This is a genomic window from Streptomyces sp. WZ-12, assembly GCF_028898845.1.
In the GTDB taxonomy this organism is placed as follows: domain Bacteria; phylum Actinomycetota; class Actinomycetes; order Streptomycetales; family Streptomycetaceae; genus Streptomyces.
The window spans coordinates 3,600,427-3,625,479 of the sequence record NZ_CP118574.1 but is presented as its reverse complement, the minus strand read 5'-3'; the positions used below and the strand labels follow the sequence as shown (position 1 = coordinate 3,625,479).

Below are 25,053 nucleotides of genomic sequence, written 5' to 3'. Positions count from 1 at the left end.
GAATCTGCGGCATGACGAGCCCGGAACGGTCCACCACGCCCGCGCCGCAGTACGCGCAGCGCAGCTACCGCTCGCCGGCCGCCCTGGCCGGCGGCGTGCTGCTCATCGCGCTCGGCCTCTGGCTCGGCGCGGACGCCCTGCTGCGCGGCACGCCCCACATCAAGCTCACCGCGCTCTTCGCGCTGCTCCTCGGGGTGCCGCTGGTCGTCGCCTTCTCGCTGCGGCCGCTGGTGCGGGCGGACGAGGACCGGCTCCTGGTGCGCAACCCGTTCCGCACCATCACCCTGCCCTGGTCCGCCGTGCAGGAGCTGCGCGCGACCTTCTCCGCCGAGGTGCTCACCGACGACGCGAAGTACCAACTCTGGGCGGTCCCGGTCTCGTTGCGGCAGCGCAAGAAGGTGGCCCGCCAGGCGGCGCGCGGCCCGGCCCGCTCCCGCTTCGGCCTGAACGCGGACGCCGGCCCGGTCCCGAAGGCGATGGCCGACCAGACCCTCGCCGAACTCCGCGAGATCAAGCAGCGCTCCGCCTACCGCAGCACCGCCGAGGGCACCCCCGAGGCGCGCTGGGCCTACGCGGTCCTGGCCCCGATCCTGGTGGGCGCGGTGGGGTTGGCCGTGATGGCGGCACTGTAAGAGACCGCCGAGGTCTGTGGGGCCGCGCCTCATTTGCTGCGCGGAACCGGCCAGTTGGGAGCGCCCAACCACGGCGTGTGCCGGCCGTCCGGAGCCACGGTCATGCCGAACTGCCCCGGGCCGGGGCAGGCATGGCCTCGCCACCAGCGGTGGGCCGCCTCGACTTCGCTCCACAGGCGCCGACGGCCGTGCTCCCAGACCGTGAACCGGTCGTCCGTCTGCCCGTCGTAGTCGACCGCGGCCCACGACGTGGCGTCGGTGGTGGCCAACCAGAGGCGCGCGGACACCCCTTCGACGTCGGGGCCTTCGTGCCAGGTCCACCACACGTCGGGGATCTGGAGACCGATGGCGAACTGCGCCGCCCAGTCGTCCCCGGTGACGCTCCAGGGAGGCAGGGGCGTGGACCGTTCGTCGGGTACGTGGTCGTCCCCGACCACGTCGCGGAAGATCCTCAGGTCGGTGCGCTGACCGCGCATGAGCATGAACGCGGAATGCGGGTGGAAGGTGCCGACGGCGCTCCCGTCCGCATCCGCGACGAGGCGGAGCAGGCCGTAGCAGAGCCACGGCGTCTCCCAGGGAAGGAGCATGACGCCGCCGGGCTTCATGCGGGCCGCCCAGCCGGGCGGCACCTTTCGGACGGAACAGGTCGCCAGCAAGCGGTCCCACTCGTGGCCCATGTCCAACACCGCCCCGTCTCCGGTGACGACGCGTGGGGCCAGCCCGGCTCCCTTCAGATTCTCGGCGGCCCGCTCGGCCAGGGCCGGGTCGACTTCGATCGTGGTCACGAGATCCGAACCCAACCGGTGGGCCAGCAGACCGGCGTTCCAACCGGTGCCCGTTCCGATCTCCAACACCCGGTCCCCATCTCGCACGTTGAGCATGTGCAGCATGCGGAAGACGATGCTGGGGGCGGAGGCGGAGCAGGACGGCCAGCGTTCGCCGTCGCCGGGATCGGCGCCGTCGTTGATCTGGGTCACGACGGCCTCGTCGTCATAGGCCGCGCGCAGCCATGCGCCCGGGTGCTGCCGGCGGTCGCACGGGGCGAGACCGTCGCCCAGCCACACCGTGTCGGGGAGGAACCTGTGGCGGGGCACTCCCTCGTAGGCCGCTGTCCACTCGGGCGTCAGCGGCAGTGTCTCGTTCAGCCGACGGAGCAGGCCGCCCGCGACGGCCTGCTCGGTAGCTCCGTTGGCATGGGTCACCCGGAGAGCCCTACTTCCCGTGCTTCGGGCCCGGCTTGGGGCCTTTGGTGTCGGACGACGGCTTGGCCGTACCCGGATCTTTTCCTCCGGCGTGCCTTCCGTCGCCCCCGTCGCCCCCCTTACCCGTGCCCCATGCCATTGCTGTCTCCTCGCCGTGTCGACGTGATGCTGTGAGCCGCCCGGATCTCGCCCGTCCACGCCCGCTGTGAGGAACGTTCTACGGCGTGAGCCGGGGAGGGAGGTCCCGCCCTCCGGGTAACGGCGGAGGGCGGGACCGTTTTCCCTCACCGCGCGGGTGGGACCCGCGCGGCATCCTTCAGGGGAGCGCCCGGGGCGCTCCCCGCGGGACGGACCGGTGCCGCGAGCCGAGCCCCTTGGCCCGAAGGGGACGGGCGCCGTCCCTGCTCGCGACGTGACCGGTCGGGGGAGTCGTGCGCGGGCGGGGGTGTGTTCTCGTCCGCGTCGTCCGGGTCGCGCGCCGCGGAGGCGTCGTCCGCGGCAACGTCGCTGTCCGTGTGTCCTTCGCCGCCCTTGCTGACCTCGTCGTCCTCGCCGTCCGTACTGCTCGCGTCAAAGGCGCCTTCCAGCGCGAGCAAGCGGGCGCCCCGACTCTCCGAGACCCGGCGGACGTTGGCCAGGTTGGCGTTCAACTCGACGGCCAGCAGGTGGATTTCGCCGGGGGTCCACGCCCGGCCGGCGAGGATGCCGCGGGCTTCCTCGATGAGTGCGGCGGCCGAGTCCATCTGCTCCGCCTCCATCGCGTCGGCGAGGCGGGAGACGTAGCCGGTCCCGTCGCCACCGAGGAGGAAGCAGGGCTTTCCGTCGAGGCTGGTCCAGGGCAGTAGACGGGCGGTGGTCACGGGACCCGTGGCGCGCGCTCGCGCGATAGCGTGGTTCATGTCGTCAACTCCTTGTTAGTTGAGGGCCATGCCCCCGGGCCGGTCGGACGGTCGCGGGGGTCTGTGCAGATGGCCTGTTGGGCCGTCAGGGAGAGCTTCCGGCGCGCTCGGCGTCGGTCCCGCCACGCGTCGAATCCATGACGTGCAGGAAACCGCCGACCTTCTCGATGTCGTGGGCGAACTGCTCGTACTCCCGCGTCACGGGCGAGATCATCGAACGCCGTGCCGTGACCACCGCACTGGCCTCGCCGGACCTGATGTGGTCGACCGCCCGCGCGAGCCCGGTGCGGGCCCCGGGCGACAGCCCTTCCGCGTCCTCCTCGATGACGGCCGTGATCTCCCAACAGAACGCTTCGGCGTACTCCGTGCACTCCTTCCGGAGTTCAGCGATGTCTATGTCGGGGTCGCGGTATAGGTAGATGAGGCAGCGGAACCGCCCCATGCGGGTGGCCTTGGTCGGCGCGCCGGCCGCGCCCGGTGAGACTCCTGCTGCCGCGTCCGCGAGGGCCTGCCGCCGTCGTAAGTCGCTTGTCGTTCGGTGAGCCGTAGCCGGCCCGCGCCGCTGCTCGTGTTCGGTACTGACCATGCGTCAATCGTGTACGAGTTGTCACGCATGGTGAAGTGACGGGGTGTAGGACCGGGCGAGTACGTCCGGCCACGACTCACATGCTTCGTAGGAGTTACGCGATCAGCGGTACGCCGATCAGCTCGCTGATGTTCCGCACGCGTGCGGTGGACACCTTGGCGAGACGCTTTCCGATGACGCCGGGCAATGCCTGGTGCTTGACCCACTGAGGGGCGTCGAGTCCTACCTCGATCAGGGTGTCGGCGGCTCGGTCGTACAGCTTCGCCTCGCACTGGGCCAGGGCAACATCGAGCTTGTAGCGGTTGCGGGGGATCTTCAGCATGGAACGGGGAAGCTCTGTGTGCGCCGCCAGCTTCAGCGCCCTTCCATGGTTCCCGAGAGCCACGGCGATTCCCACGGCCTCGGTGCTCGCCGTGGTGGGGCCGAAATACGTGCCGTACAGCACCTCGTCGCTCCCGAGCCGGGCGGCCGCCGCCTGCGCCTGCGACAGGTACTCGTCCGCAGATGCGGTGTCTCCTCGACGCGAGGCTGCGACGGCCGCAGCGATCATCAGCCGTCCGTACGCGAGCAATTGGGGACGGGGCGCCTTGCTGAACGACGGCTCGATCTGGGCGGCGGCACGTTCCGCGACGGCCACCGCCCTGGGGACCCTCGCGCTTCGCAGGTGAATCCATGACAGCGTCGACTCGACGAGTGCGGCCCGCACGGGATCACCGGACTGCTCTGCCAGGCGACGCGCGGAAGTGATCGCACCGAAGGCGAGATCGCGCTGCCCGAGTAGGACCGCTGTCGAGGCCGCGCTCTGGTAGGTGCTCGCAAGGACCGCGCCAAGCCGCTCGCGTTCGTACCCCGTCGCTTGCTCGTATCGAGCGCTTCCTTCGAGCAGCACCTTGGCGATGAGTTCGCTCAATTCCCCGTATTCGCCTCGCCAGTAGGTGGCCCACATACGGTCGAGAGCAGTCGACAGTTCGGCGAGTGTGCTCGGCTCCCCCAAGCCGTCCCAGTCCCCGAGTGCGCCCTCGTGTACGGCGTCGGAAATTCGCCGTAGGGCAACCCTGGTGTCTCGGCTCATCCCTTGGCGCGGCGCCTGCTGTCCCAGGATCACCGCAACGTCGGTCTTGAGCGCGTTGGCTAGCTTCAGGAGCGAACCCACGGACAGTTCGCCGCGATCCTGCTCGGCTTTCTGTACCAGGGCGAGCGAGACGCCCGCAGCCTCGGCGAGCCCCTGCTGCGTCAGATCCGAACCCCGCAGGTGCTTGATGCGCTTGCCAGTCGTAAGGTCGGCCCAGTTGCTCACGATCACCTCGGTGGGTTGCTCAGGCTCAGCGGCTGGTTCGATGGTAGGCGGCACCACCGACGCGCCCGCGGCGAACGGAACAACCGAACGGCTTGGTGGCGTCCGGCGCAACCCCTCACAAGAAAGTTCCCTCCCCGGGGTGTGCCACACCACCGGGCGAGTGTCGGGGTGTTGGGGTTCGCTGCGCCCCTTGCCCAAAACGGCGGGGGCCGGACTCCGAAGAGTCCGGCCCCTTTGGGCACGTGGATTGACGCTCCGTCAGATCCCCGCCGCCGTCGACAGGTCCCGCTTGATCGCGGTGAGGGTCGTCGTGGCCTTCTCGCGGGCCGTCGGCAGGCCCGTCGCGTCGGACACCGGCACCACGACCTCCAGGTAGCACTTGAGCTTGGGCTCGGTGCCGCTGGGGCGGACGACCACGCGGGCCGCCTCGATGCCGTCGGCGGGGGAGCCCGCCAGGTAGTAGCGCAGCCCGTCGGTGGGCGGCAGGTCGGGGCCGCCCGCGTTCAGGTCGTCGGCGCGGGAGACGGCCAGGCCCGCCAGTGCCGTCGGCGGCTGGGCGCGCAGCCGGCGCATCGCATCGGCGATCAGCGACAGGTCGGTGACCCGCACCGAGAGCTGGTCGGTGGCGTGCAGCCCGAACTCCACGGCCAGTTCGTCCAGGAGGTCGGACAGGCCGCGGCCGGACTGCTTCAGTTCGGCGGCCAGTTCGGTGATCAGCAGGGCCGCGGTGATGCCGTCCTTGTCGCGGACGCCCTCGGGGTCGACGCAGTAGCCCAGCGCCTCCTCGTAGGCGTAGCGCAGGCCGTCCGCCCGGGCCAGCCACTTGAAGCCGGTCAGCGTCTCCTTGTAGGGCAGCGAAGCGCCGCCCGCGATACGGGACATGAGCTGGGAGGAGACGATCGTGGTCGCGAAGGTGCCGGTGGCGCCCTTGCACACCAGGTGCGCGGCGAGCAGCGCGCCGACCTCGTCGCCGCGCAGCATCCGCCAGCCCTCCGGGGCACCGGCGTCCGGGACGGCGACGGCGCAGCGGTCGGCGTCCGGGTCGTTGGCGATGACGAGGTCCGGGACGGCCTTGCGCGCGGTGGCGAACGCGAGGTCCATCGCGCCCGGCTCCTCCGGGTTGGGGAAGGCGACCGTGGGGAAGTCCGGGTCCGGCTCGGCCTGTTCGGCGACGACCGTCGGGGCCGGGAAGCCGGCGCGGGCGAACGCGGCGACGAGGGTGTCCCGGCCGACGCCGTGCATCGGGGTGTAGACCACGTCGACGGAGCGGGGTGAGCCGGGGGTGAGGACGGCGTCGGTGCGCTCCAGGTAGGCGGTCAGGACGGTGTCGTCCAGGGTTTCCCAACCGGCCTCCGGGCGGGGCACGTCGGCCAGGGAGCGGACCGCGGCGATCCGGTCGGCGATCTCGCCGTCCGCGGGCGGGACGATCTGCGAGCCGTCGCCGAGGTAGACCTTGTAGCCGTTGTCCCGCGGCGGGTTGTGGCTGGCGGTCACCTCGACGCCGGCCACCGCGCCCAGGTGCCGGATGGCGAACGCCAGGACCGGGGTGGGCAGCGGGCGCGGCAGGAGCGCGGCGCGCAGCCCCGCGCCGACCATCACGGCCGCGGTGTCCCGGGCGAAGTCGGCGCTCTTGTAGCGGGCGTCGTACCCGATGACGACCAGACCGTCGCCCTGCCCCTGGTCCCTGAGGTACGCGGCGAGGCCGGCCGCGGCCCGGATGACCACCGCGCGGTTCATCCGCATCGGGCCGGCGCCCAACTCGCCGCGCAGCCCGGCGGTGCCGAACTGGAGGGTGCCGGCGAACCGGGCCGCCAACTCCTCGTGCCGGTCCGCCTCGATGAGCCCGGCCAGTTCGTCCCGGGTCTCCGGGTCGGGGTCCTCGGCCAGCCACGTCTGGGCCCGGTCGATCAGCTCCGCGGGAACGGTAGCCACGTGATGCTCCTGCCTGTGGGTGCGATGTGGGGGAGGGGTGCGTAACGGGCCGGCCGGGCGGACGCGTGGCGGCCGTCGGTCCCGCGTCCGCCGCGCGGGGTCGGGCCGGCAGGGGCGGGCGCTGCGGCCCGCCCGGTGCCGGTGCCGGCTGGGGCCTGGCCCTAGATCTTGCCGAGGACCCGGCCGAGCAGCGTGCCCATCGCGAGCGCGGAGTCGCGGCCCGCCTGGAGCACCTCCTCGTGGTTCAGCGGCTCGCCCGTCATGCCGGCGGCGAGGTTGGTCACCAGCGAGATGCCGAGCACCTCGGCGCCGGCCTCGCGGGCCGCGATGGCCTCCAGGACGGTGGACATGCCGACCAGGTCGGCGCCCATGGTGCGGAGCATCCGGATCTCGGCCGGGGTCTCGTAGTGCGGGCCGGGGAGCTGGGCGTAGATGCCCTCCTCCAGGCTCGCGTCGACCTCCTTGCACAGCGCGCGCAGCCGCGGCGAGTACAGGTCGGTCAGGTCGACGAAGTTGGCGCCGGGGATCGGCGAGGTGGCGGTGAGGTTGAGGTGGTCGCTGATGAGCACCGGCTGGCCGGGGCGCATGCCGTCGCGCAGGCCGCCGCAGCCGTTGGTGAGCACCACGGTCTTGCAGCCGGCGGCGACGGCGGTGCGGACGCCGTGCGCGACCGAGGCGACCCCGCGGCCCTCGTAGAAGTGGGTGCGGCCGAGGAAGACCAGGGCGTGCTTCTCGCCGATCTTGTACGAGCGGATCTTGCCGCCGTGGCCGGCGACGGCCGGCGGCGGGAAGCCGGGCAGCTCGGTGACCGGGAACTCGTGCTCGGGCGCGCCCAGGGCCTCGGCGGCCGGGGCCCAGCCGGAGCCCATGACCAGGGCGACGTCGTGCTGCTCGATGCCGGTGAGCTCGCGGAGGCGGGCGGCCGCCGCGTCCGCGGCGCCCTTCGGGTCGATGTCCGGGGTAACAGATGCGTTCACGCGGACGAGGGTAGCCGGTCTTCCCCTACGCGCGTAGATGTCGCTGCCCACGGGTCTGTGGGCGCCGGCTTGTGGCTTTTGCCGAAGCGATCCGGGGCCGCGCGGGCGGACGGGAGGGGCCGCGTCAGCAGGGCCGCTTGCGGATCTCCATCACGTAGTCGTGCGGGGCGCCGGCGGACTCGGCCGCGTCGGCGATCTCGCCCAGGTAGCGCGCCGAAGGGAGGCCGCCCTCATAGCCGTTGAGGACGTAGATCCAGGCGGTCTCGTCGCCGTCGAGGGTGTGCACCCGGACCCGCATCCGGCGGTAGATGTCCAGGCCGACGCCCTCCCAGCGGTCCATCGACTCCTCGTCCCCGGGGGCGATGTCGTAGAGCGCGACGAAGAGCTGGGAGCCGGGGTCCTCGACGACCGTCGCCAGGGCGCCCTCCCACCCCATCTGCTCGCCGCCGAACGTGAGCCGCCAGCCGTTCAGCCAGCCGGTGCCGCGCAGTGGGGAGTGCGGAGCGCGGCGGGACATCAGCCGCGCGTCGAGGTTGCCGGCGTACGCGGCGTAGAGCGACATGCTTCCGAGGGTACGGGAGGTTCCCCGTTGGGCTCGTGGTACCGGAGGTTCGTACGAGGGCGGGGGAGTGCACATGCCCGGCGCCCGTGCCAGGGCCCCGAGCGCCCCCGGGGGAGAGGCACCGACGGGCGTGCGGGACAATGGAGTACGTGACTCGGATCGTGATCATCGGTGGTGGACCCGGCGGATACGAGGCAGCCCTGGTGGCGGCCTCGCTCGGCGCGGAGGTGACCGTCGTCGACTGCGACGGTCTGGGCGGGGCGTCGGTGCTGACCGACTGCGTCCCGTCGAAGACGCTCATCGCCACGGCCGAGGTGATGACCACCTTCGACTCCTCCTACGAGGAGTTGGGCATCATCGTCGAGGACGGCACCCCGGACGCGGACCACCCGGCCCGGGTCGTCGGGGTCGACCTCGGCAAGGTCAACCGACGGGTCAAGCGGCTCGCGCTGGCCCAGTCCCACGACATCACCGCCTCCGTCACCCGCGCCGGCGGCCGGGTGCTGCGCGGCCGCGGCCGGCTGGAGCCGGGGCAGGCGCCGGACGGCTCGCGCAAGGTCACGGTCACCGCCGCCGACGGCACGACCGAGGGCCTGATCGCCGACGCCGTGCTGATCGCCACCGGCGCCCACCCGCGGGAGATCCCCGACGCCCAGCCGGACGGCGAGCGGATCCTGAACTGGACGCAGGTCTACGACCTCACCGAGCTGCCCGAGGAACTCATCGTCGTCGGCTCCGGCGTCACCGGCGCCGAGTTCGCCGGCGCCTACCAGGCGCTGGGCTCCCGGGTCACCCTGGTCTCCTCGCGGGACCGGGTGCTGCCGGGCGAGGACCCGGACGCGGCCGCCGTGCTGGAGGACGTCTTCCGCCGCCGCGGGATGAACGTCATGGCGCGCTCCCGGGCGCAGTCCGCGAAGCGGGTGGGCGACCGGGTCGAGGTCACCCTCGCCGACGGCCGGACGATCTCCGGCACGCACTGCCTGATGGCGGTGGGCTCCATCCCCAACACCGAGGGGATCGGCCTGGAGAGCGCCGGCGTCCGGCTCAAGGACTCCGGCCACATCTGGACCGACAAGGTCTCCCGCACCACCGCCCCCGGCGTCTACGCCGCCGGCGACTGCACCGGCGTCTTCGCGCTGGCGTCCGTCGCCGCCATGCAGGGCCGGATCGCGATGTACCACTTCCTCGGCGACGCGGTCACCCCGCTCAACCTCAAGACGGTCTCCGCCAACGTCTTCACCGACCCCGAGATCGCCACCGTCGGCTACTCCCAGGCCGACGTCGACAACGGCGTGATCGACGCCCGGGTGGTCAAGCTGCCGCTGCTGCGCAACCCGCGGGCCAAGATGCAGGGCATCCGGGACGGCTTCGTGAAGCTGTTCTGCCGCCCCGGCACGGGCATCGTGGTCGGCGGCGTGGTCGTCTCGCCGCGGGCCAGCGAGCTGATCCACCCGATCTCGCTCGCGGTCGACAACAACCTGACGGTCGAGCAGATCGCCAGCGCCTTCACCGTCTACCCGTCGCTGTCCGGCTCGATCGCCGAGGTGGCCCGCCAGTTGCACACCCGGAAGGCGTCCGGCGCATGACCGGCGCCCGCCGGCGCACGCCAGGCGCCGGCGGGGTGGCGGGCCGCAAGCGGGCCCATGGAATATTTGTGCCCACGATGGGCACTTGGGGTGAAACGGTCCTGCATGGACGGGTCAGGACAACTCGCCCCACGGGTTCGTGGTCGGCCGCCGAAGAGTGCAACTGACCAGGCAGCGCGTGGGTTTGTGCACGCACGGTGACGGGGATCGGGGCATGTGCATGCCGCATACCACGTGAAGCGATGCCGTGTGAACAACTTCCGTTAATTGGTGCAACCTGCTGAAAACAGACGGTCGTTGGCGTTACTGTCAGTTTCGTGTTCGCTGCAGAACGTCGCCAATTGATCCTAGAAATGGTGCGCGCCAACGGGGCCGTGTCGCTCCGTGAGCTCGCCCGCGTCGTCCAGACCTCCGAAGTGACCGTACGGCGCGACGTCCGGGCGCTGGAGGCAGAGGGACTGCTCGACCGCCGGCACGGCGGGGCGGTCCTACCGGGAGGTTTCACCCGGGAATCCGGCTTCCCGCAGAAGTCCCACCTCGCGACCGCCGAGAAGACGGCCATCGCCGATCTCGCGGCCGGTTTCGTCGAGGAGGGCGAGGCCATCGTCGTCGGCGCCGGGACCACCACCCAGGAGCTGGCCCGCCGGCTCGCCAGGGTGCCCGGCCTGACCGTCGTCACCAACTCCCTGCTGGTCGCCCAGGCGTTGGCCCATGCCAACCGCGTCGAAGTGGTGATGACCGGCGGGACCCTGCGCGGTTCCAACTACGCGCTGGTCGGCAGCGGTGCCGAGCAGTCGCTCCAGGGACTGCGGGTCTCCCGGGCCTTCCTGTCGGGCAGTGGTCTGACCGCCGAGCGCGGGCTGTCCACCTCCAACATGCTCTCCGCCAGCGTCGACCGGGCGCTGGTGCAGGCGGCGGGGGAGGTGGTGGTGCTCGCCGACCACACCAAGCTGGGCTCCGACACCATGTTCCAGACCGTGCCGACGGACGTGATCACCCGGCTGGTGACCGACGAGCCGCCCGCCCACGACGACCGGGCCGCCACGGAGCTCCAGGCGCTCGCCGACCAGGGCGTCCAGATCGCCGTCGCCAGCGGCTCGTTGCCCGGCCAGGCGCCGGGCGGGCCCGGTCTGGAGGCCGCCCCGCCCGAGCGCCGGGGCCCGCGGCGGGAGGTGCCGCTGCCGGGCCAGCGGCGCAGCCATCCGGGCGCCCCGGCCGGCGCGCCCCAACTGCGGTCGGCGGGCTCGCTGGCGGACGGCCGGGTGGCCGATCTGGCGCCCCGGCGCCGCTGAGCGGGACCGGGGGAGCGGGCGCCGGGCACGGCAGCACGGCCCGGCGTCGGCCGCCCCTGGCGGCGCCGGGACCCGATGCTCCCGCGTCCGCCGGCCCCACCAGGGCCGGTCCGACGCGGCGTTGGGGCTGACGCGGCCGATGGGGTCGGGGAGAGGGCGTCGGAACGTCCCTACGCCGGCTCCGCCTTCAGGCCGCGCAGGGTCAACGTCAGCAGCCGGTCGGCCAGTTCGGGGTCGTCGGGGGACTCCTCGGCGGCCAGCGCGATGCCGTTGGTGAGCTGCATCAGGTCGCCGATGACGACGTCCCGGCGCACCGCACCGGCCTGTTGGGCCCGGGCCAGCAGCGCGGAGCCGGCCTCGCCGAGCGGCACGCTGCACCGTGCCATGCCGGAGCTCTCGTCCGCCGAGGCGGTCATCAGCGCCCGTGACAGGCCCCGGTAGGTGCTGGCGTGGGTGATCAGCGTGCGCAGCCAGTCGACCAGCGCGGTGCACGGCTGCGGTGCGTCGGCCAGCTCCCGGGCGTACGCGAGCAGCGCCTCCACCTCGCCCTGGAAGACCGCGCCCATCAGGGCGGTGCGGTTGGGGAAGTGCCGGTAGAGGGTGCCGATGCCGACGCCGGCGCGGCGCGCGATGTCCTCCAGCGAGGTGTCCGTGCCGTGCTCGGTGAAGGCCGTCCGAGCCTCGGCCAGCAGCCGCTCGTAATTCCGGCGCGCATCGGCCCGCATGGGGCGTGCCGCGGGCGCCCCCACGGACGCCGGCGCCCCCGCCGGTGCGTGCGCCGCAGCGGCCCGCCGCTGCCCTGCCGTCTCGGTCGCCATCCGCCGTCCTTCCTCGATCCGGCCGGTCCTGGAGCCTGTCTGGTGGATCAGGGTCGGACAGGCCCTGGGCCCGGATGGGTCCAGCATGCCATCGCACCGCCGGCGGCCGGGCGGGGTGTGGATACCCGGGGCTCCGGTGGACGCGCGGCGGCCGGCCGGTGACGCCCCGGAATACCCCCCGCGTCGGGCCGGCGAACTCCTGGGAACGCCCGCAACGTCGCCGTTCCAAGGGCCATCAAACCAGGCGCAAAGAGGTCTTCCGGGGACGGTCCGGAGACCGCCTTGGAAGTCTGGGGAACTACGCATGGGACTCACCAGCCGGCCGCTGCTGTACGTCATGATCACGCTCGCCGTGGCCTGTGTGGCACTCACGGTGTGGATCTGGCCCCGGCTCGCCGGGCGCGGGCCACGGGCGGTGCTGGGGCGGCTCGGTGCGATCGCCGCGACCCAGGTGGTGATCGTGGCCGTGCTCGGCCTGGTGGTGAACTCCAGCTTCCAGTTCTACGCGTCCTGGCACGAGCTGCTCGGCCTCTACGACGGGGCGCCCGCCGCGGTCGGCAAGTGGGGCAACGAGGGCACCGCGGGGCCCGCCGGCGACCCGTCGAAGGGACTGGTGCAGGCGTCCGGCCCGGAGGGGCTGGACAAGGTGCACGGGGTGCCCACGGGGCCGCCGGAGAAGAACGGCAAGGTCGAGACCGTGCGGATCGTCGGCAAGCGCACCAAGGTGGTGGACCCGGCCTACGTCTACCTGCCGCCGCAGTACTTCCAGAAGCAGTACGCCCGCCAGCGCTTCCCGGTCATCGTCGCGCTCAGCGGCTACCCGGGCGGGATATTCCTGCTGGGCCAGCACCTCAGACTGCCCGAGACCGCCGCGAAGTTGATCCGCAACGGCTCCCTCCAGCCGTCCGTCATCGTGATGCTGCGGCCCACCATCGCCCCGCCGCGGGACACCCAGTGCGTCGACGTCCCCGGCGGCCCGCAGGCCGAGACCTTCTTCGACCAGGACGTCCCCGAGGCCCTCAAGTCGCACTACCGGGTGGGCCACGACCCGTCCGCCTGGGGCGTCCTCGGCTACTCCTCGGGCGGTAGCTGCGCCCTCCAGCTCGCCATGCGCCACCCCCGCACCTACACCGCGGCGGCCGCCCTCTCGCCCGACTACAAGGTGTCCAACGACCCCACCACCGGGAACCTCTTCGGCACCGACAAGGACCGCGGCGCCCGCCGCGAGCAGCACGACCTGATGTGGCGCCTGGCGCACCTGCCCGCCCCCGCCGTCAACGTGCTGATCGGCACCAGCCGCAGCGGCGAGAACAACTACCCGGCGGCCAAGGCGTTCCTGGCCGCGGTCCGCCCGCCCATGAAGGCGGACGCGATCGTCCTGGACCACGGCAGCCACAACTTCGCCACCTGGCGGCGCGAACTGCCCGCCGCGCTCCAGTGGATGAGCCGGACGCTGGTGTTCCCGGAGGAGGTCGTGGGCAAGTCGTAGCCGCCCGCGGCACCGTGGCGCACAAAGGGGCGGGCCCCCGGTCCGAAAGGCACCGGGGGCCCGCCCCACTTGCGCGGTCTTCTGGGCCGCGTCAGTCCTTGATCTCGCAGATCGCCGCGCCGGAGGTGAGGGCCGCGCCCACCTCGGCGGCCAGGCCCTTGACGGTGCCCGCGCGGTGCGCGTTGATCGGCTGCTCCATCTTCATCGCCTCCAGGACGACGACCAGTTCGCCCTCGGCGACCTGCTGGCCCTCCTCGACGGCGACCTTGACGATGGTGCCCTGCATCGGGGACGCCAGGGTGTCGCCGGAGGCCGCGCTGCCGGACTTCTTGGTGGCCTTCCGCTTGGGCTTGGCGCCCCCGGCGACCGCGGCGCGGGCCAGCGGCATGCCCAGCGACGCCGGCAGCGAGACCTCCAGCCGCTTGCCGCCGACCTCGACCACGACGGTCTCGCGGGTGTCGGCCTCGCCCTCCTCGCCACCGGGCGCGGTGAACGGCGGGATCTCGTTGACGAACTCGGTCTCGATCCAGCGGGTGTGGATCGTGAACGGGTCGGTGGAGCCGGTGAGTTCGGGGGCGAACGCCGGGTCCTTGACGACCACGCGGTGGAACGTGAGGGCGGTGGCCATCCCCTCCACCTGGAACTCGTTCAGCGCCCGGGCGGCCCGCTGGAGGGCCTGCTCGCGGGTGGCGCCGGTGACGATCAGCTTGGCCAGCAGGGAGTCCCAGGCCGGGCCGATGACCGAGCCGGCCTCGACGCCGGCGTCCAGGCGGACGCCCGGGCCCGACGGCGCGTCGAACCGGGTGACCGTGCCGGGCGCGGGCAGGAAGCCCCGGCCCGGGTCCTCGCCGTTGATCCGGAACTCGAAGGAGTGGCCGCGCAGTGCCGGGTCGTCGTAGCCGAGCTCCTCGCCGTCGGCGATCCGGAACATCTCGCGGACCAGGTCCAGGCCGGTGACCTCCTCGGTGACCGGGTGCTCCACCTGGAGACGGGTGTTGACCTCCAGGAAGGAGATGGTGCCGTCCTGGCCGACGAGGAACTCGCAGGTGCCGGCGCCCTCGTAGCCGGCCTCCTTGAGGATGGCCTTCGAGGCGCGGTACAGCTCGGCGTTCTGCGCCTCGCTGAGGAACGGCGCGGGGGCCTCCTCGACGAGCTTCTGGTGGCGGCGCTGGAGCGAGCAGTCGCGGGTGGAGACGACGACCACGTTGCCGTGCTTGTCGGCCAGGCACTGGGTCTCGACGTGCCGCGGGCGGTCGAGGTAGCGCTCGACGAAGCACTCGCCGCGGCCGAATGCGGCGACCGCCTCGCGGACCGCGGAGTCGTAGAGCTCGGGGACCTCTTCGAGGGTGCGGGCGACCTTCAGGCCGCGGCCGCCGCCGCCGAACGCCGCCTTGATCGCGATCGGCAGGCCGTGCTCCTTGGCGAACGCGACGACCTCGTCGGCCCCGGAGACCGGGTCCGGGGTGCCGGCGACCAGCGGGGCGCCGGCGCGCTGGGCGATGTGCCGGGCCGCGACCTTGTCGCCGAGGTCACGGATGGCGTGCGGCGGGGGGCCGATCCAGGTCAGGCCGGCGTCGAGCACGGCCTGCGCGAACTCGGCGTTCTCGGAGAGGAAGCCGTAGCCGGGGTGGATGGCGTCCGCGCCGGAATCGGCGGCCGCCTGAAGGACTTTGGCGATGTCCAGGTAGCTGGTGGCAGGGGTGTCACCGCCCAGGGCAAAAGCCTCGTCCGCGGCACGGACGTGCAGGGCGTCCCGGTCCGGGTCGGCGTAGACCGCTACGCTCCCGATCCCGGCGTCCCGGCATGCACGGGCAACGCGGACAGCGATTTCGCCACGGTTGGCGATGAGCACCTTGCGCACGATGGGTCCTTCCTGGGCGCTACGCCGCAACACACTGAACGCAGCGAGTTTAGGGACTGGCGACACCGCGTGCCGACCCGTTCCCTGGGGTGAGCTTGCCCACACAGAGCGTGCACGCGGCGATGGTGAGGGGCCGAAGTCCGTTGGAATCCCAGGGTAGGCCCGGATTCCGCGGCTCCGGCTCGTGCCGTGGTGTGGCCTAGGTCTCGAACTGTGGACGTCCGGCGAACCGTCAATTCTTTGTGGAGTCCCTACGAATGGGCGAGTGAAAGTTTTCGGGTGGGCGCGGCGGTCGGGGGCGGCGGGAAGGGGGTCGCATGTCGTCGTGCAGAACCCTTGCCCCGACCGTTACCCGTTAGTAGCGTTCGTGATGCTTTCTGTACTCCCGGTAACGGCTCGTTGGGGCGGCGCGCGGTCGTGCACGGCGGCGCGGGCCGGCGGAGGAAATGGGGTGGCGGCATGGTGGCGGCGCGCAGACCGGTGGCCCTGGTGGCGGCCGTGGTGCTGATCCTGGAGGCGGCCGGAATCCTGCTGCTGAACTGGATCCTGAGCATCGTGGTCGACCGGCAGCAGATGTCCCTGGCCGGGCTGCGGCCCGGCGCCATGTCCGCCGGCGCCTGGGCCGGCGGCGCGCTCTTCGCTCTCTTCCTCCTCTTCTGCGCCGCCGTGTTGCTCTACGGCGGCGCCCGCGACCGGGCGCCGGGACGCCTCCCGCGCCTCGCGCTGATCTGCTGCGCCGTGGTGCACGGCGTCCTCGGCGCGCTCGCTGTCGGGCTGGTCGGCTGGCCGGCGTTCGCCGCCGCGATGGTGGTGCTGGCGCTGCTCGTACTGACCCTGGTCGCCTACGCCGAACCCCGCCCCGCCCCGGCCCCGACCGAGGACCCCGCCACCGCCTGACCCCCGAACTCCCCGTCCCGCGGCCCCCGTTGGACGCCGCCCCGCGGCCGTACGGCTCACCCTGGTGCGCGCTTCGCGCCGTTCGCCGCACGGCCTCCGCCAGACAGGCGGGGCGGGCCGCCCGTCAGCTTCCCGTGGGCTTCCCCGCCGGTGCGTGCTCCCGCAGGACCTCCAGGAACGCCCGCATCCACTCCGGGTGGTCCGGCCACGCGCGGGCCGACACCATCTTGCCGTCCACCACCGCCGGGCCGTCCACGAAGACTCCGCCGCCCAACTCCACCTCCGGTGCGCACGCCGGGTACGCGGACGTCCGGCGGCCCTTGAACACCCCGAGCGGGGCCAGTGCGAGGGCCGCGTGGCAGATGTGCGCGACCGGCTTGTCCGCGTCGAAGAAGTGGCCGACCACGCGGCGGAAGTCCGGGTCGTGCCGCAGGTACTCGGGCCCCCGGCCGCCGGGCAGGACCAGCGCCTCGTACTCCGCCGGATCCACCTCGGACAGCGCCGCATCGGCCGGCCAGGAGTGGCCCGCGGTCTCCGTGTAGGTGTCGAAGCCCTCGACGAAGTCGTGCGTGACGAACCGCAGTTTCTTCCGTGCGGGCGCCGCGACCCGGACCTCGTAGCCCTCCTCCAGCAGCCGCTGGTACGGGTAGAAGAACTCCAGGTCCTCACTGGCGTCACCGGCGACGATCAGGATCTTGGCCATGCGGAACACTCCTCGCGGTTCGGTCGTCTCGGAACCATCGGTTCCCCAACGACGCGCCCCACTCACCGCCCGGCCGGAAATCGCCGCCCCGCGCGCCTCAGGCCCAGAGGTCCGTGATCGCGATGCCCAGGTCGGCCAGCAGGCGGCGGAAGAGCGGCAGCGACAGGCCGATGACGTTGCCCGGGTCGCCGTCGATCCCGTCGATGAACGGCGCCGAGCGGCCGTCGAGGGTGAACGCGCCGGCCACGTACAGCGGTTCACCGCTGGCCACGTAGGCGGCGATCTCCGCGTCGGTCGGCTCGCCGAAGCGGACCGTGGTGGACGCGGTGGCGCTGGCCCGCCGGCCGGACGCGGTGTCGATCACGCAGTGACCGGTGCGCAGGACCCCGGACCGGCCGCGCATCGACTTCCACCGGGCGGTGGCGTCCTCGGCGTCCGCCGGCTTGCCCAGTGCCCGCCCGTCCAGCTCCAGCACCGAGTCACAGCCGACGACCAGCGCGCCCGCCGTCTCCGGGCGGGCCGCGACCGCGGCGGCCTTCGCCTCGGCCAGCACCCGCGCCAGCTCCTCCGGAGTGGCGGCGGTCAGCGCGTCCTCGTCCACCCCGCTGATCACGACCTCCGGCGCCAGTCCGGCCTGCCGGAGCAGGCCGAGGCGGGCCGGGGACTGGGAGGCGAGGACGAGGCGGCGGGCGCGGGAAGCTTCGGTCATGCCCGCCATCGTACGGAGGCCACGGGGGTCAGCGGGCCCGGGCCCGGCGCCGGCCGGCCCGCAGCACCCGCCACCCCAGAACGGCGCCGAGCGCGGCCCCCGGGGTGTGGGCCGATTCCGCCGCCCCTTCGCGCAGAACGACAAAAGGCAGGCCGGGCCCGGTACTTGCGGGAGATCATTTCCCCGCTTTCCCGGCCGCCCGGCCCGCCCCATTCCGCGGGCCGCGTCAGCCCTTGTTCAGCACCGCCTGCATCACCGACTTCGCGATCGGCCCGCCCAGCTTTCCACCGGCGATCTCCGACCGCGGAATGTCCATGTCCTTCGGGTCGACGAAGACCGCCACCGCCACCGGCGAACTGCCGTCCGGCAGCTTCGCGTACGAGACGAACCACGCATACGGCCGCTCGTCGTTCACGTTCGCGCCGTGCTGCGCCGTACCGGTCTTGCCGCCGACCGTCACCCCGTCGATCTTCGCCTTCGACGCGGTGCCGTCCGAAACGGTGTACTCCATCATTTCCTGCACCTTCAGCGCGGTGTCCTTGGAAACCGCCTGCGGGTCATCGGGATGGAGCGGCGCCGGATCGACCTTCTCGATCGTGGACAGGTCCGGACCGCGCAACTCCTCGACCATGTACGGCTTCATCACCTTGCCGTTGTTGGCGATACCGGCGGCGACCATCGCCATCTGCAACGGAGTGCTGGTCACGCTGCCCTGGCCCATACCGGTCAGCGCGGTCTGCGGCTGGTCGAGCTTCTTCGGATAACCGCTCACCGCGGAACGCACCGGAACGAACTGCTCGGCGTTGAACCCGAATTTCTCCGCGGTCTCCCGCATTTTGTCGGTGCCCAACTTGTGCGCCGCGTCCAGGAAGACGTTGTTGCAGGACCACTGCATGCCCGTCTTCAGCGACGCCTTGTCGCACGGCGCCCCCACCACGTCGTTGCCGACCTGCGTACGGGTCTGCGGCAGGGTGTACGGCGCCGGGGCGCCGGAGGAGGCGTTGATGTCGCTGACCGTGCCGTGCTCCAGGGCCGCCGCGGCGGTGAGCACCTTGAACGTCGAGCCGGGCGGGTAGATCTCGCGCAGCGCCCGGTTGTTCATCGGCTTGCCCTTGTCGGCGTCCAGCGCCAGGTACTTCTTGCCCTCGTCGGTCGACAGCCCGGCGATCGTCGACGGGTCGTACGACGGGGTGCTGGCCATCGCCAGGATCTTGCCGGACCGCGGGTCGAGGGCGACCACCGCGCCGTTGGCGTGCAGGTCCGTGAGCCCCTTGTAGGCGGCCTTCTGCGCCTTCTCGTTGATCGTGGTGAGGACGTCGCCGCCGCGCGGCTTCTCGCCGGTCAGCATCCCGCGCGCCCGGTTGAAGAAGAGCCGGTCGTCCTTGCCGTTGAGCACCTTCTTGTAGACGCCCTCCAGCATGGTCTCGCCCGCCGCCTGCCGGGCGTAGCCGGTGACCGGTGCGTACATCGCGCCGTCGGTGTACGTCCGCTTGTACTTGAAGTCACCGCTGGTCTCCACCGACCCGGTGATCGGCTTGCCGCCCACGATGATGTTGCCCAGCGGATACGAGTACGCCTCGATCTTGACCCGCCGGTTGTGCTCGTCGTTCGCGAGCTCATCGCTCTGCACGAACTGCACCCAGGTCACCCGGACCAGCAGGGCGACCACCAACACCCCGCAGAAGACGGCTATGTGTCTGAGTGGCCTGTTCATGAACTCCCCTCCGCCGGCCGGCCGCTGAAGATCACTGCGGCCGGGTGCCCGAATTGCGCTGTCGAGAGAGAAAGATGCGTGTTCGGCCGCCGTGGTTGCAAGGGGTGACGTGACCCACGTGACGGAAGTGACAGCAGCCCGGAGGAAAACGCCGGAACCGACCGTCCCGAAGAGGCATCACTTGATCACGACGACCAACGTCCCCACCATGATCGCCGCGGCCAGCACGATGCCCATCCGACGGAGCTTGGCCTGCACCTCGCGCAGCTCCTCGGGCGGTTCATCGGGTGGATCGGACCACAGCATGGCCTCGATCCTCCCGCCCCCAACGGCAACGGCGCCTGAGTACGCGTACTCAGGCGCCGCACCGCGGAGGACTAGTCAGTGCACGATGCACCGACCCCCGGCGCACCGCGCGGCGACCCGCGCCACACGTTCACCGTCAGCACCTCACCGCGGCCAATAACTGGTCCGCCACGCCCGCGGCCCCGGATGCGGCAACCGCGACCGGGCCGGCACCGTCGCCGCCGGATCCGCCCACTCGCCGCCCCGGCCACCCGCCTCCGGCGCGCCGCCCACGGCCACCGCCGCCGCCCGCGCCTTCACCACCGCCACCGCGGCGGCCAACTCCTCCGGCGTGGGATTGCCCCGCACCACCTTGATCATCGACAACCGACCTCCTCCGACGGGCACCAACGCGGACTACAGCGGGATGTTGCCGTGCTTCTTCGGCGGCAGCGCCTCCCGCTTGTTGCGCAGCGTGCGCAGCCCGCGGACGATGTGCCGCCGGGTCTCGGACGGCATGATCACCGCGTCGACATAGCCCCGCTCGGCCGCGACGTAAGGATTCAGCAGCGCGTCCTCGTACTCCTGGATCAACTCCTGGCGCCGGGAATCCTGTTGGGCCGGATCCTCGATCGCCGCCAGCGTCCGCCGGTGCAGGATGTTCACCGCGCCCTGCGCCCCCATCACCGCGATCTGCGCCGTCGGCCACGCCAGGTTCAGATCCGCACCCAGGTGCTTGGACCCCATGACGTCGTACGCGCCGCCGAACGCCTTCCGCGTGATCACGGTGATCAGCGGAACCGTCGCCTCCGCGTACGCGTAGATCAACTTGGCGCCGCGCCGGATGATCCCGTCGTACTCCTGGTCCGTCCCCGGCAGGAACCCCGGCACGTCGACGAAGGTCAGCACCGGGACATTGAACGCGTCGCAGGTCCGCACGAACCGCGCGGCCTTCTCGCTCGCCTTGATGTCCAGGCAACCGGCGAACTGCATCGGCTGATTGGCCACCACGCCGACCGAGTGGCCCTCCACCCGCCCGAACCCGGTCAGGATGTTCGGCGCGAACAGCGCCTGGGTCTCCAGGAATTCACCGTCGTCCAGCACGTGCTCGATCGCCGCGTGCATGTCGTACGGCTGGTTCGCCGAGTCCGGGATCAGCGCGTCCAGTTCGCGGTCCGCGTCCGAGACCTCAAGATCCACCTCCTCTGCGAACACCGGTGGATCCGAGAGGTTGTTGGACGGCAGGTACGACAGCAGGCCCTTGACGAAGTCGATGGCGTCCTTCTCGTCGCCCGCCATGTGGTGTGCCACGCCCGAGGTGGTGTTGTGCGTCCGGGCCCCGCCCAACTCCTCGAAGCCGACGTCCTCGCCGGTGACCGTCTTGATGACGTCCGGCCCGGTGATGAACATGTGCGAGGTCTGGTCGACCATCACCGTGAAATCCGTTATGGCCGGCGAATACACCGCGCCGCCCGCGCACGGACCCACGATCAGGGAAATCTGCGGCACCACGCCCGACGCGTGTACATTGCGGCGGAAAATCTCCGCGAACAGCCCGAGGGCGGCCACCCCCTCCTGAATTCGGGCGCCCCCGCCGTCATTGATCCCGATGACCGGGCAGCCGTTCTTGAGCGCGAAGTCCATCACCTTGACGATCTTCTCGCCGTAGACCTCGCCCAGTGAGCCGCCGAAGATGGTGAAATCCTGCGAATACACGCACACCGGCCGCCCGTCGACGGTCCCGTACCCCGTGACGACACCATCTCCGTACGGCCGGTTCTGCTCGATCCCGAAATTCGTCGACCGGTGCCGCGCGAACTCGTCCAACTCGACGAACGAGCCCTCGTCCAAGAGGAGATCGATGCGCTCACGCGCCGTCAACTTCCCCTTGGCGTGCTGCTTTTCCACCGCGCGGGCGGAGCCGGCATGCGTGGCTTCCTCGACCCGCCGCTGCAGATCCGCCAATTTGCCCGCGGTGGTGTGGATGTTCGCTTGCGGTTCGGACATCGGGATGCGGCTCCTGCTCGTCCTGGACTGGCACTCGTACGAAAGGGAGGTACGGGTGTGGCTACCGCCTCGTAGCGTATCGGCGGGACTGCTCTGCGGCACTGCGTCGTTGACCACACCTAGGCTGGAGCCATGACGCCTCAACCACCGGAAAACCGGGACAAAGACGCCGGTCGCTGGAGCGATCTCGGCCGCCCGCCGCTGAATGCCAACGCGCTCCGCCGGGCCCTCGTCCGGCCCGGTGCGCTGTGGTCCTCCCTGGACGTCGTCCCCACCACCGGGTCGACCAACACCGACCTCGCGGACCGGGCCGCCGCCGGCGACCTGCGCGAGGGCGCCGTGCTCGTCGCCGAGGAACAGTCCGCCGCCCGCGGCCGCCTGGACCGCCGCTGGTCCGCGCCGCCCCGCTCCGGCCTCTTCGTCTCCGTCTACCTCACCCCCGCCGTCCCGGCCGTCCGTTGGAGCTGGCTCCCGCTCCTCGCCGGCGTGGCCACCGCCACCGCCCTCTCCCGCACCGCCGGCGTCGACACCGCCCTGAAGTGGCCCAACGACGTCCTGGTCACCGTGGACGACGCCGAACGCAAGACCGGCGGCATCCTCGCCGAACGCGCCGCCGACGGCGTCGTCCTCGGCATCGGCCTCAACGTCACCCTCACCGCCGACGAACTCCCCGTCCCCACCGCCGCCTCGCTCGCCCTCGCCGGCGCCCAGAACACCGACCGCGACCCGCTGCTCCGCGCCGTCCTCCGCTCCCTGGAGCACTGGTACGGCGAGTGGCAGGCGGCGGACGGCGACCCGGCGGCGTGCCGCCTCCAGGAGGCGTACGCGGCGGGCTGCGCGACGCTGGGCCGCCACGTGCGGGCGATCCTCCCCGGCGACCGCTCCGTCGAGGGCGAGGCCGTCGCCCTCGACGCCGACGGCCGCCTCGTCCTGGCCACCGCCGACGGCGTCCAACAACCCGTCGACGCCGGCGACATCGTGCACCTGCGCCCGGCGGCGGGCGACGGCTACGCGTAGCCCTTCCCTCCCCCTCGTCGGGGTTGCGCCGGCCCGGCGATTCCGCCGGGCGCTGGCGGTGGGGGGTGGTTGCGCGCCGCGAGGGCGGGCGAGCGGCCCCAGCCACCGCGAAGCCGGGCGGACGGCTCCGTGGGGCGGCCACCCACAACCCCCTCCGCCGGTACGGCGAATGACGGGCCACCGGCGGGGTTCGGCGGGGAGCGAACGCGTCGTCACCGCGACGTGGGCCGCCAGCCAGCGCAGCGACCACGTGAGGCAGAGCACACCTGCCGTATCGTTGAGGCGGTCCGTCAGGGAGCGGATCACGGGCGAGCGGGCAGATCGGAAGGGCAGTGCGCAGGGATCGGACAGGGAGTGGCCGGTGACCGCGGACGACTCGGGGGCCACCCCGCGCGGGGCGGATGCCGAGGGCGACGCGGTGGGTGAGGCCCCCGCGGGCGAGCCCGCGGGTGATCCCGCAAGCAGCGACGGCACGGCCAATGACGCAGAAGGCAACGGCGAAGGCGAGGAAGAGGGCAACGGCGAGAACAACATCGCCGTGAAGCTGGAACAGCTCATCATCGGTGCCGAGCGCCGCTACACGCCGTTCCAGGCGGCCCGCAGCGCCGGCGTCTCGATGGACCTCGCGGCGCGCTTCTGGCGGGCCATGGGATTCGCGGACATCGGCCAGGTCAAGGCCCTCACCGAGGCCGACGTGCTGGCCCTGCGCCGGCTCGCCGGCCTGGTCGAGGCGGGGCTGCTCAGCGAGGCGATGGCCGTGCAGGTCGCCCGTTCCACGGGGCAGACCACCGCCCGGCTGGCCGACTGGCAGATCGACTCCTTCCTGGAGGGGCTGACGGAGCCGCAGGATTCCGGCCTGACCCGTACGGAGATCACGTACCCGCTGGTCGAGCTGCTCCTCCCGGAGTTGGAGGAGTTCCTGGTCTACGTGTGGCGGCGGCAGCTCGCCGCGGCGACCGGGCGGGTCGTCCAGGCCCAGGACGACGCGGAGATGGTGGACCGTCGGCTGGCGGTCGGGTTCGCCGACCTGGTCGGGTTCACCCGGCTGACCCGGCGGCTGGAGGAGGAGGAACTGGGCGAGCTGGTCGAGGCGTTCGAGACCACCGCCGCGGACCTGGTCGCCGCGCACGGCGGGCGGCTCATCAAGACGCTCGGGGACGAGGTGCTGTTCGCGGCGGACGACGCCGGGGTGGCCGCCGAGATCGGGCTGCGGCTCATCGAGACCATGGGCCACGACGAGACCATGCCCGAGCTGCGGGTGGGCATCGCGTTCGGCACGGTCACGACCCGTATGGGCGATGTCTTCGGGACGACCGTCAACTTGGCGAGCCGGCTGACCTCGATAGCGCCGAGGGACGCCGTGCTGGTGGACGAGGCGTTCGCGGAGGAGTTGGGGCGCACCGGCGATGCGCCGGTCTCCGAGGCGGACGCCGCGGCCGCGGAGAAGGCCGCCCAGGAGGGCACCGGCAGCCCGCCGCCCCCGTACCGCTTCGCGTTGCAGCCGATGTGGCAGCGGCCGGTGCGCGGGCTGGGCGTCGTCGAGCCGTGGATGTTGACCCGGCGCGGGTGAGGTGTGCTCGGCCGGGTCAGCCCCTGCCGTAAACCGCCGTGAGCTGACATGATCCTCGGGCGATCAGGTCAACGAGCGTTAACCGGCGATCGGGAGGGCGGTATGAGCGGTATGCAGCGGTTCGGCGCGGAGGAGTGGGTCGGCGTCGAGCGCCACGGTTTCGTGGCGGAGCTGGTCCTGGACCGGCCGAAGGCGATGAACGCAGTGTCGACGGCGATGGCCGACGCGCTGGCGGAGGCGTGCGCCGCGCTGGCCGCCGACCGTTCCGTGCGGGTGGTGGTGCTCACCTCCACCCATGAGCGGGCGTTCTGCGTGGGCGCCGACCTCAAGGAGCGGAACTCCTTCACGGACGCGGACCTGATGCGGCAGCGCCCGCGGACCCGGGCCGCGTACACCGGGGTGCTGGAGCTGCCGGTGCCGACCATCGCCGCGGTCCACGGCTTCGCGCTCGGCGGCGGCTACGAGCTGGCGCTGGCCTGCGATCTGATCGTCGCGGACGGGAGCGCGGTGGTGGGGCTGCCGGAGGTCTCGGTGGGCGTCATCCCCGGTGGCGGCGGGACGCAGTTGCTGCCGCGCCGGGTGGGCGCGGCGCGGGCGGCCGAACTGGTCTTCACCGCGCGCCGGGTGCCGGCCGCGGAGGCGGCCGAGCTGGGGCTGGTGGACCGGCTGGTGGCGGACGGGCAGGACCGGGCGGAGGCGCTGGCGCTGGCCGCCGCGATCGCCCGCAATTCGCCGGTCGGGCTGCGCGCGGCCAAGCGCGCCATGCGACTGGGGCAGGGGCTGGACCTGCGGGCCGGGTTGGACCTTGAGGACGGTGCCTGGCGGAGCGTGGCGTTCTCCGGGGACCGGGCCGAGGGCGTCGCCGCGTTCAACGAGAAGCGGGACCCGGACTGGCCGGGGGAGTGAGCCCCGGAGCCGCTCCTTCCGGTGGTCGTTGACCGGCGGAAGGGGCGAAGGGGGTCAATCATTCCTACGCTGTAGTACAGAGCGTGCTCACGGTGACGGAATGTGAGGATCC

Annotated in this window: 23 protein-coding genes; 8 read left to right on the top strand and 15 right to left on the bottom strand. The window is 72.1% G+C overall.

Annotated features, from left to right (window positions below; genetic code table 11):
- Nucleotides 1–11: 11 nt before the first annotated feature.
- On the top strand, nt 12–632 hold the full coding sequence (locus PV796_RS15210) for a PH domain-containing protein (RefSeq protein ID WP_274913678.1): 621 nt from the start codon (nt 12–14) through the stop codon (nt 630–632).
- 29 nt (nt 633–661) lie between these two features.
- Here the strand turns inward: PV796_RS15210 and PV796_RS15205 are convergent, their stop codons facing one another.
- The 7 genes from PV796_RS15205 to PV796_RS15175 form a co-directional block, all read right to left on the bottom strand.
- A complete protein-coding gene (locus PV796_RS15205; protein ID WP_274913677.1) occupies nt 662–1,834 on the bottom strand; it encodes a methyltransferase domain-containing protein in 1,173 nt (390 codons plus the stop codon).
- Between the two features lie 284 nt (nt 1,835–2,118).
- A complete protein-coding gene (locus PV796_RS42065) occupies nt 2,119–2,733 on the bottom strand; it encodes a hypothetical protein (RefSeq protein ID WP_342456912.1) in 615 nt (204 codons plus the stop codon).
- A gap of 85 nt (nt 2,734–2,818) precedes the next feature.
- The gene (locus PV796_RS15195; protein WP_274913676.1) at nt 2,819–3,319 is read right to left on the bottom strand and encodes a recombinase family protein; all 501 of its coding nucleotides are present in this window, start codon (nt 3,317–3,319) and stop codon (nt 2,819–2,821) included.
- Between the two features lie 94 nt (nt 3,320–3,413).
- Complete coding sequence (locus PV796_RS15190) at nt 3,414–4,616, bottom strand: helix-turn-helix domain-containing protein (protein ID WP_274919035.1); 1,203 nt, start codon at nt 4,614–4,616, stop codon at nt 3,414–3,416.
- A 258-nt stretch (nt 4,617–4,874) separates the two neighbouring features.
- On the bottom strand, nt 4,875–6,548 hold the full coding sequence (locus tag PV796_RS15185) for a phospho-sugar mutase (RefSeq protein WP_274913675.1): 1,674 nt from the start codon (nt 6,546–6,548) through the stop codon (nt 4,875–4,877).
- A 161-nt stretch (nt 6,549–6,709) separates the two neighbouring features.
- Complete coding sequence (locus tag PV796_RS15180) at nt 6,710–7,525, bottom strand: purine-nucleoside phosphorylase (RefSeq protein ID WP_274913674.1); 816 nt, start codon at nt 7,523–7,525, stop codon at nt 6,710–6,712.
- A gap of 124 nt (nt 7,526–7,649) precedes the next feature.
- Nucleotides 7,650–8,087, bottom strand: a complete 438-nt coding sequence (locus PV796_RS15175) for a gamma-glutamylcyclotransferase (protein ID WP_274913672.1) — start codon at nt 8,085–8,087, stop codon at nt 7,650–7,652.
- Nucleotides 8,088–8,227: 140 nt separating this feature from the next.
- On the opposite strand from PV796_RS15175, the gene PV796_RS15170 reads away from it, so the two are divergent.
- A complete protein-coding gene (locus PV796_RS15170; RefSeq protein ID WP_274913671.1) occupies nt 8,228–9,673 on the top strand; it encodes an NAD(P)H-quinone dehydrogenase in 1,446 nt (481 codons plus the stop codon).
- Between the two features lie 317 nt (nt 9,674–9,990).
- Nucleotides 9,991–10,965 (top strand): DeoR/GlpR family DNA-binding transcription regulator, encoded by a 975-nt coding sequence (locus PV796_RS15165; RefSeq protein ID WP_274913670.1) that lies wholly within the window; start codon nt 9,991–9,993, stop codon nt 10,963–10,965.
- Nucleotides 10,966–11,135: 170 nt separating this feature from the next.
- Here PV796_RS15165 and PV796_RS15160 read toward each other — a convergent pair whose 3' ends face one another.
- A complete protein-coding gene (locus PV796_RS15160) occupies nt 11,136–11,783 on the bottom strand; it encodes a TetR/AcrR family transcriptional regulator (RefSeq protein ID WP_274913669.1) in 648 nt (215 codons plus the stop codon).
- A gap of 304 nt (nt 11,784–12,087) precedes the next feature.
- Here PV796_RS15160 and PV796_RS15155 point away from each other — a divergent pair, with 304 nt between their 5' ends.
- Nucleotides 12,088–13,272 (top strand): alpha/beta hydrolase, encoded by a 1,185-nt coding sequence (locus tag PV796_RS15155; RefSeq protein ID WP_274913668.1) that lies wholly within the window; start codon nt 12,088–12,090, stop codon nt 13,270–13,272.
- Nucleotides 13,273–13,363: 91 nt separating this feature from the next.
- Here the strand turns inward: PV796_RS15155 and PV796_RS15150 are convergent, their stop codons facing one another.
- Nucleotides 13,364–15,133, bottom strand: coding sequence for an acetyl/propionyl/methylcrotonyl-CoA carboxylase subunit alpha (locus PV796_RS15150; RefSeq protein WP_274913667.1), 1,770 nt, complete (start codon nt 15,131–15,133; stop codon nt 13,364–13,366).
- 459 nt (nt 15,134–15,592) lie between these two features.
- Between PV796_RS15150 and PV796_RS15145 the strand changes: the two genes are divergently transcribed.
- On the top strand, nt 15,593–16,030 hold the full coding sequence (locus PV796_RS15145) for a hypothetical protein (RefSeq protein ID WP_274913666.1): 438 nt from the start codon (nt 15,593–15,595) through the stop codon (nt 16,028–16,030).
- A 124-nt stretch (nt 16,031–16,154) separates the two neighbouring features.
- On the opposite strand, the gene PV796_RS15140 is transcribed toward PV796_RS15145, so the two are convergent.
- The 6 genes from PV796_RS15140 to PV796_RS15115 form a co-directional block, all read right to left on the bottom strand.
- Entirely contained in the window at nt 16,155–16,733 is a 579-nt protein-coding gene (locus tag PV796_RS15140) for a DJ-1/PfpI family protein (protein WP_274913665.1), read from the bottom strand.
- 97 nt (nt 16,734–16,830) lie between these two features.
- Nucleotides 16,831–17,442: a Maf family protein gene (locus tag PV796_RS15135; RefSeq protein WP_274913664.1), complete on the bottom strand. Its 612-nt coding sequence runs from the start codon at nt 17,440–17,442 to the stop codon at nt 16,831–16,833.
- Nucleotides 17,443–17,668: 226 nt separating this feature from the next.
- Nucleotides 17,669–19,156: a peptidoglycan D,D-transpeptidase FtsI family protein gene (locus PV796_RS15130; RefSeq protein WP_274913663.1), complete on the bottom strand. Its 1,488-nt coding sequence runs from the start codon at nt 19,154–19,156 to the stop codon at nt 17,669–17,671.
- 177 nt (nt 19,157–19,333) lie between these two features.
- A complete protein-coding gene (gene mmpB, locus PV796_RS15125) occupies nt 19,334–19,462 on the bottom strand; it encodes a morphogenic membrane protein MmpB (RefSeq protein WP_274913662.1) in 129 nt (42 codons plus the stop codon).
- A 144-nt stretch (nt 19,463–19,606) separates the two neighbouring features.
- Nucleotides 19,607–19,822 (bottom strand): acyl-CoA carboxylase epsilon subunit, encoded by a 216-nt coding sequence (locus PV796_RS15120; RefSeq protein ID WP_274919034.1) that lies wholly within the window; start codon nt 19,820–19,822, stop codon nt 19,607–19,609.
- A gap of 36 nt (nt 19,823–19,858) precedes the next feature.
- Entirely contained in the window at nt 19,859–21,448 is a 1,590-nt protein-coding gene (locus PV796_RS15115) for an acyl-CoA carboxylase subunit beta (RefSeq protein ID WP_274913661.1), read from the bottom strand.
- 132 nt (nt 21,449–21,580) lie between these two features.
- Here PV796_RS15115 and PV796_RS15110 point away from each other — a divergent pair, with 132 nt between their 5' ends.
- The 3 genes from PV796_RS15110 (at nt 21,581) to PV796_RS15100 (ending at nt 24,941) form a co-directional block, all read left to right on the top strand.
- On the top strand, nt 21,581–22,465 hold the full coding sequence (locus PV796_RS15110; RefSeq protein WP_274913660.1) for a biotin--[acetyl-CoA-carboxylase] ligase: 885 nt from the start codon (nt 21,581–21,583) through the stop codon (nt 22,463–22,465).
- Between the two features lie 361 nt (nt 22,466–22,826).
- Complete coding sequence (locus PV796_RS15105) at nt 22,827–24,035, top strand: adenylate/guanylate cyclase domain-containing protein (RefSeq protein ID WP_274913658.1); 1,209 nt, start codon at nt 22,827–22,829, stop codon at nt 24,033–24,035.
- A 111-nt stretch (nt 24,036–24,146) separates the two neighbouring features.
- Nucleotides 24,147–24,941, top strand: a complete 795-nt coding sequence (locus tag PV796_RS15100) for an enoyl-CoA hydratase/isomerase family protein (protein WP_274919033.1) — start codon at nt 24,147–24,149, stop codon at nt 24,939–24,941.
- The last annotated feature ends 112 nt before the right edge of the window (nt 24,942–25,053 follow it).

Bases quoted from the DNA above. Each gene is read 5' to 3' on its own strand.
- PV796_RS15210 (WP_274913678.1), top strand. From the start codon at position 12: ATGACGAGCCCGGAACGGTCCACCACGCCCGCGCCGCAGTACGCGCAG.
- PV796_RS42065 (WP_342456912.1), bottom strand. From the start codon at position 2,733: ATGAACCACGCTATCGCGCGAGCGCGCGCCACGGGTCCCGTGACCACC.
- PV796_RS15195 (WP_274913676.1), bottom strand. From the start codon at position 3,319: ATGGTCAGTACCGAACACGAGCAGCGGCGCGGGCCGGCTACGGCTCAC.
- PV796_RS15175 (WP_274913672.1), bottom strand. From the start codon at position 8,087: ATGTCGCTCTACGCCGCGTACGCCGGCAACCTCGACGCGCGGCTGATG.
- PV796_RS15170 (WP_274913671.1), top strand. From the start codon at position 8,228: ATGGAGTACGTGACTCGGATCGTGATCATCGGTGGTGGACCCGGCGGA.
- PV796_RS15160 (WP_274913669.1), bottom strand. From the start codon at position 11,783: ATGGCGACCGAGACGGCAGGGCAGCGGCGGGCCGCTGCGGCGCACGCA.
- PV796_RS15155 (WP_274913668.1), top strand. From the start codon at position 12,088: ATGGGACTCACCAGCCGGCCGCTGCTGTACGTCATGATCACGCTCGCC.
- PV796_RS15145 (WP_274913666.1), top strand. From the start codon at position 15,593: ATGGTGGCGGCGCGCAGACCGGTGGCCCTGGTGGCGGCCGTGGTGCTG.
- PV796_RS15140 (WP_274913665.1), bottom strand. From the start codon at position 16,733: ATGGCCAAGATCCTGATCGTCGCCGGTGACGCCAGTGAGGACCTGGAG.
- PV796_RS15135 (WP_274913664.1), bottom strand. From the start codon at position 17,442: ATGACCGAAGCTTCCCGCGCCCGCCGCCTCGTCCTCGCCTCCCAGTCC.
- PV796_RS15130 (WP_274913663.1), bottom strand. From the start codon at position 19,156: ATGAACAGGCCACTCAGACACATAGCCGTCTTCTGCGGGGTGTTGGTG.
- mmpB (WP_274913662.1), bottom strand. From the start codon at position 19,462: ATGCTGTGGTCCGATCCACCCGATGAACCGCCCGAGGAGCTGCGCGAG.
- PV796_RS15120 (WP_274919034.1), bottom strand. From the start codon at position 19,822: ATGATCAAGGTGGTGCGGGGCAATCCCACGCCGGAGGAGTTGGCCGCC.
- PV796_RS15115 (WP_274913661.1), bottom strand. From the start codon at position 21,448: ATGTCCGAACCGCAAGCGAACATCCACACCACCGCGGGCAAATTGGCG.
- PV796_RS15110 (WP_274913660.1), top strand. From the start codon at position 21,581: ATGACGCCTCAACCACCGGAAAACCGGGACAAAGACGCCGGTCGCTGG.
- PV796_RS15100 (WP_274919033.1), top strand. From the start codon at position 24,147: ATGCAGCGGTTCGGCGCGGAGGAGTGGGTCGGCGTCGAGCGCCACGGT.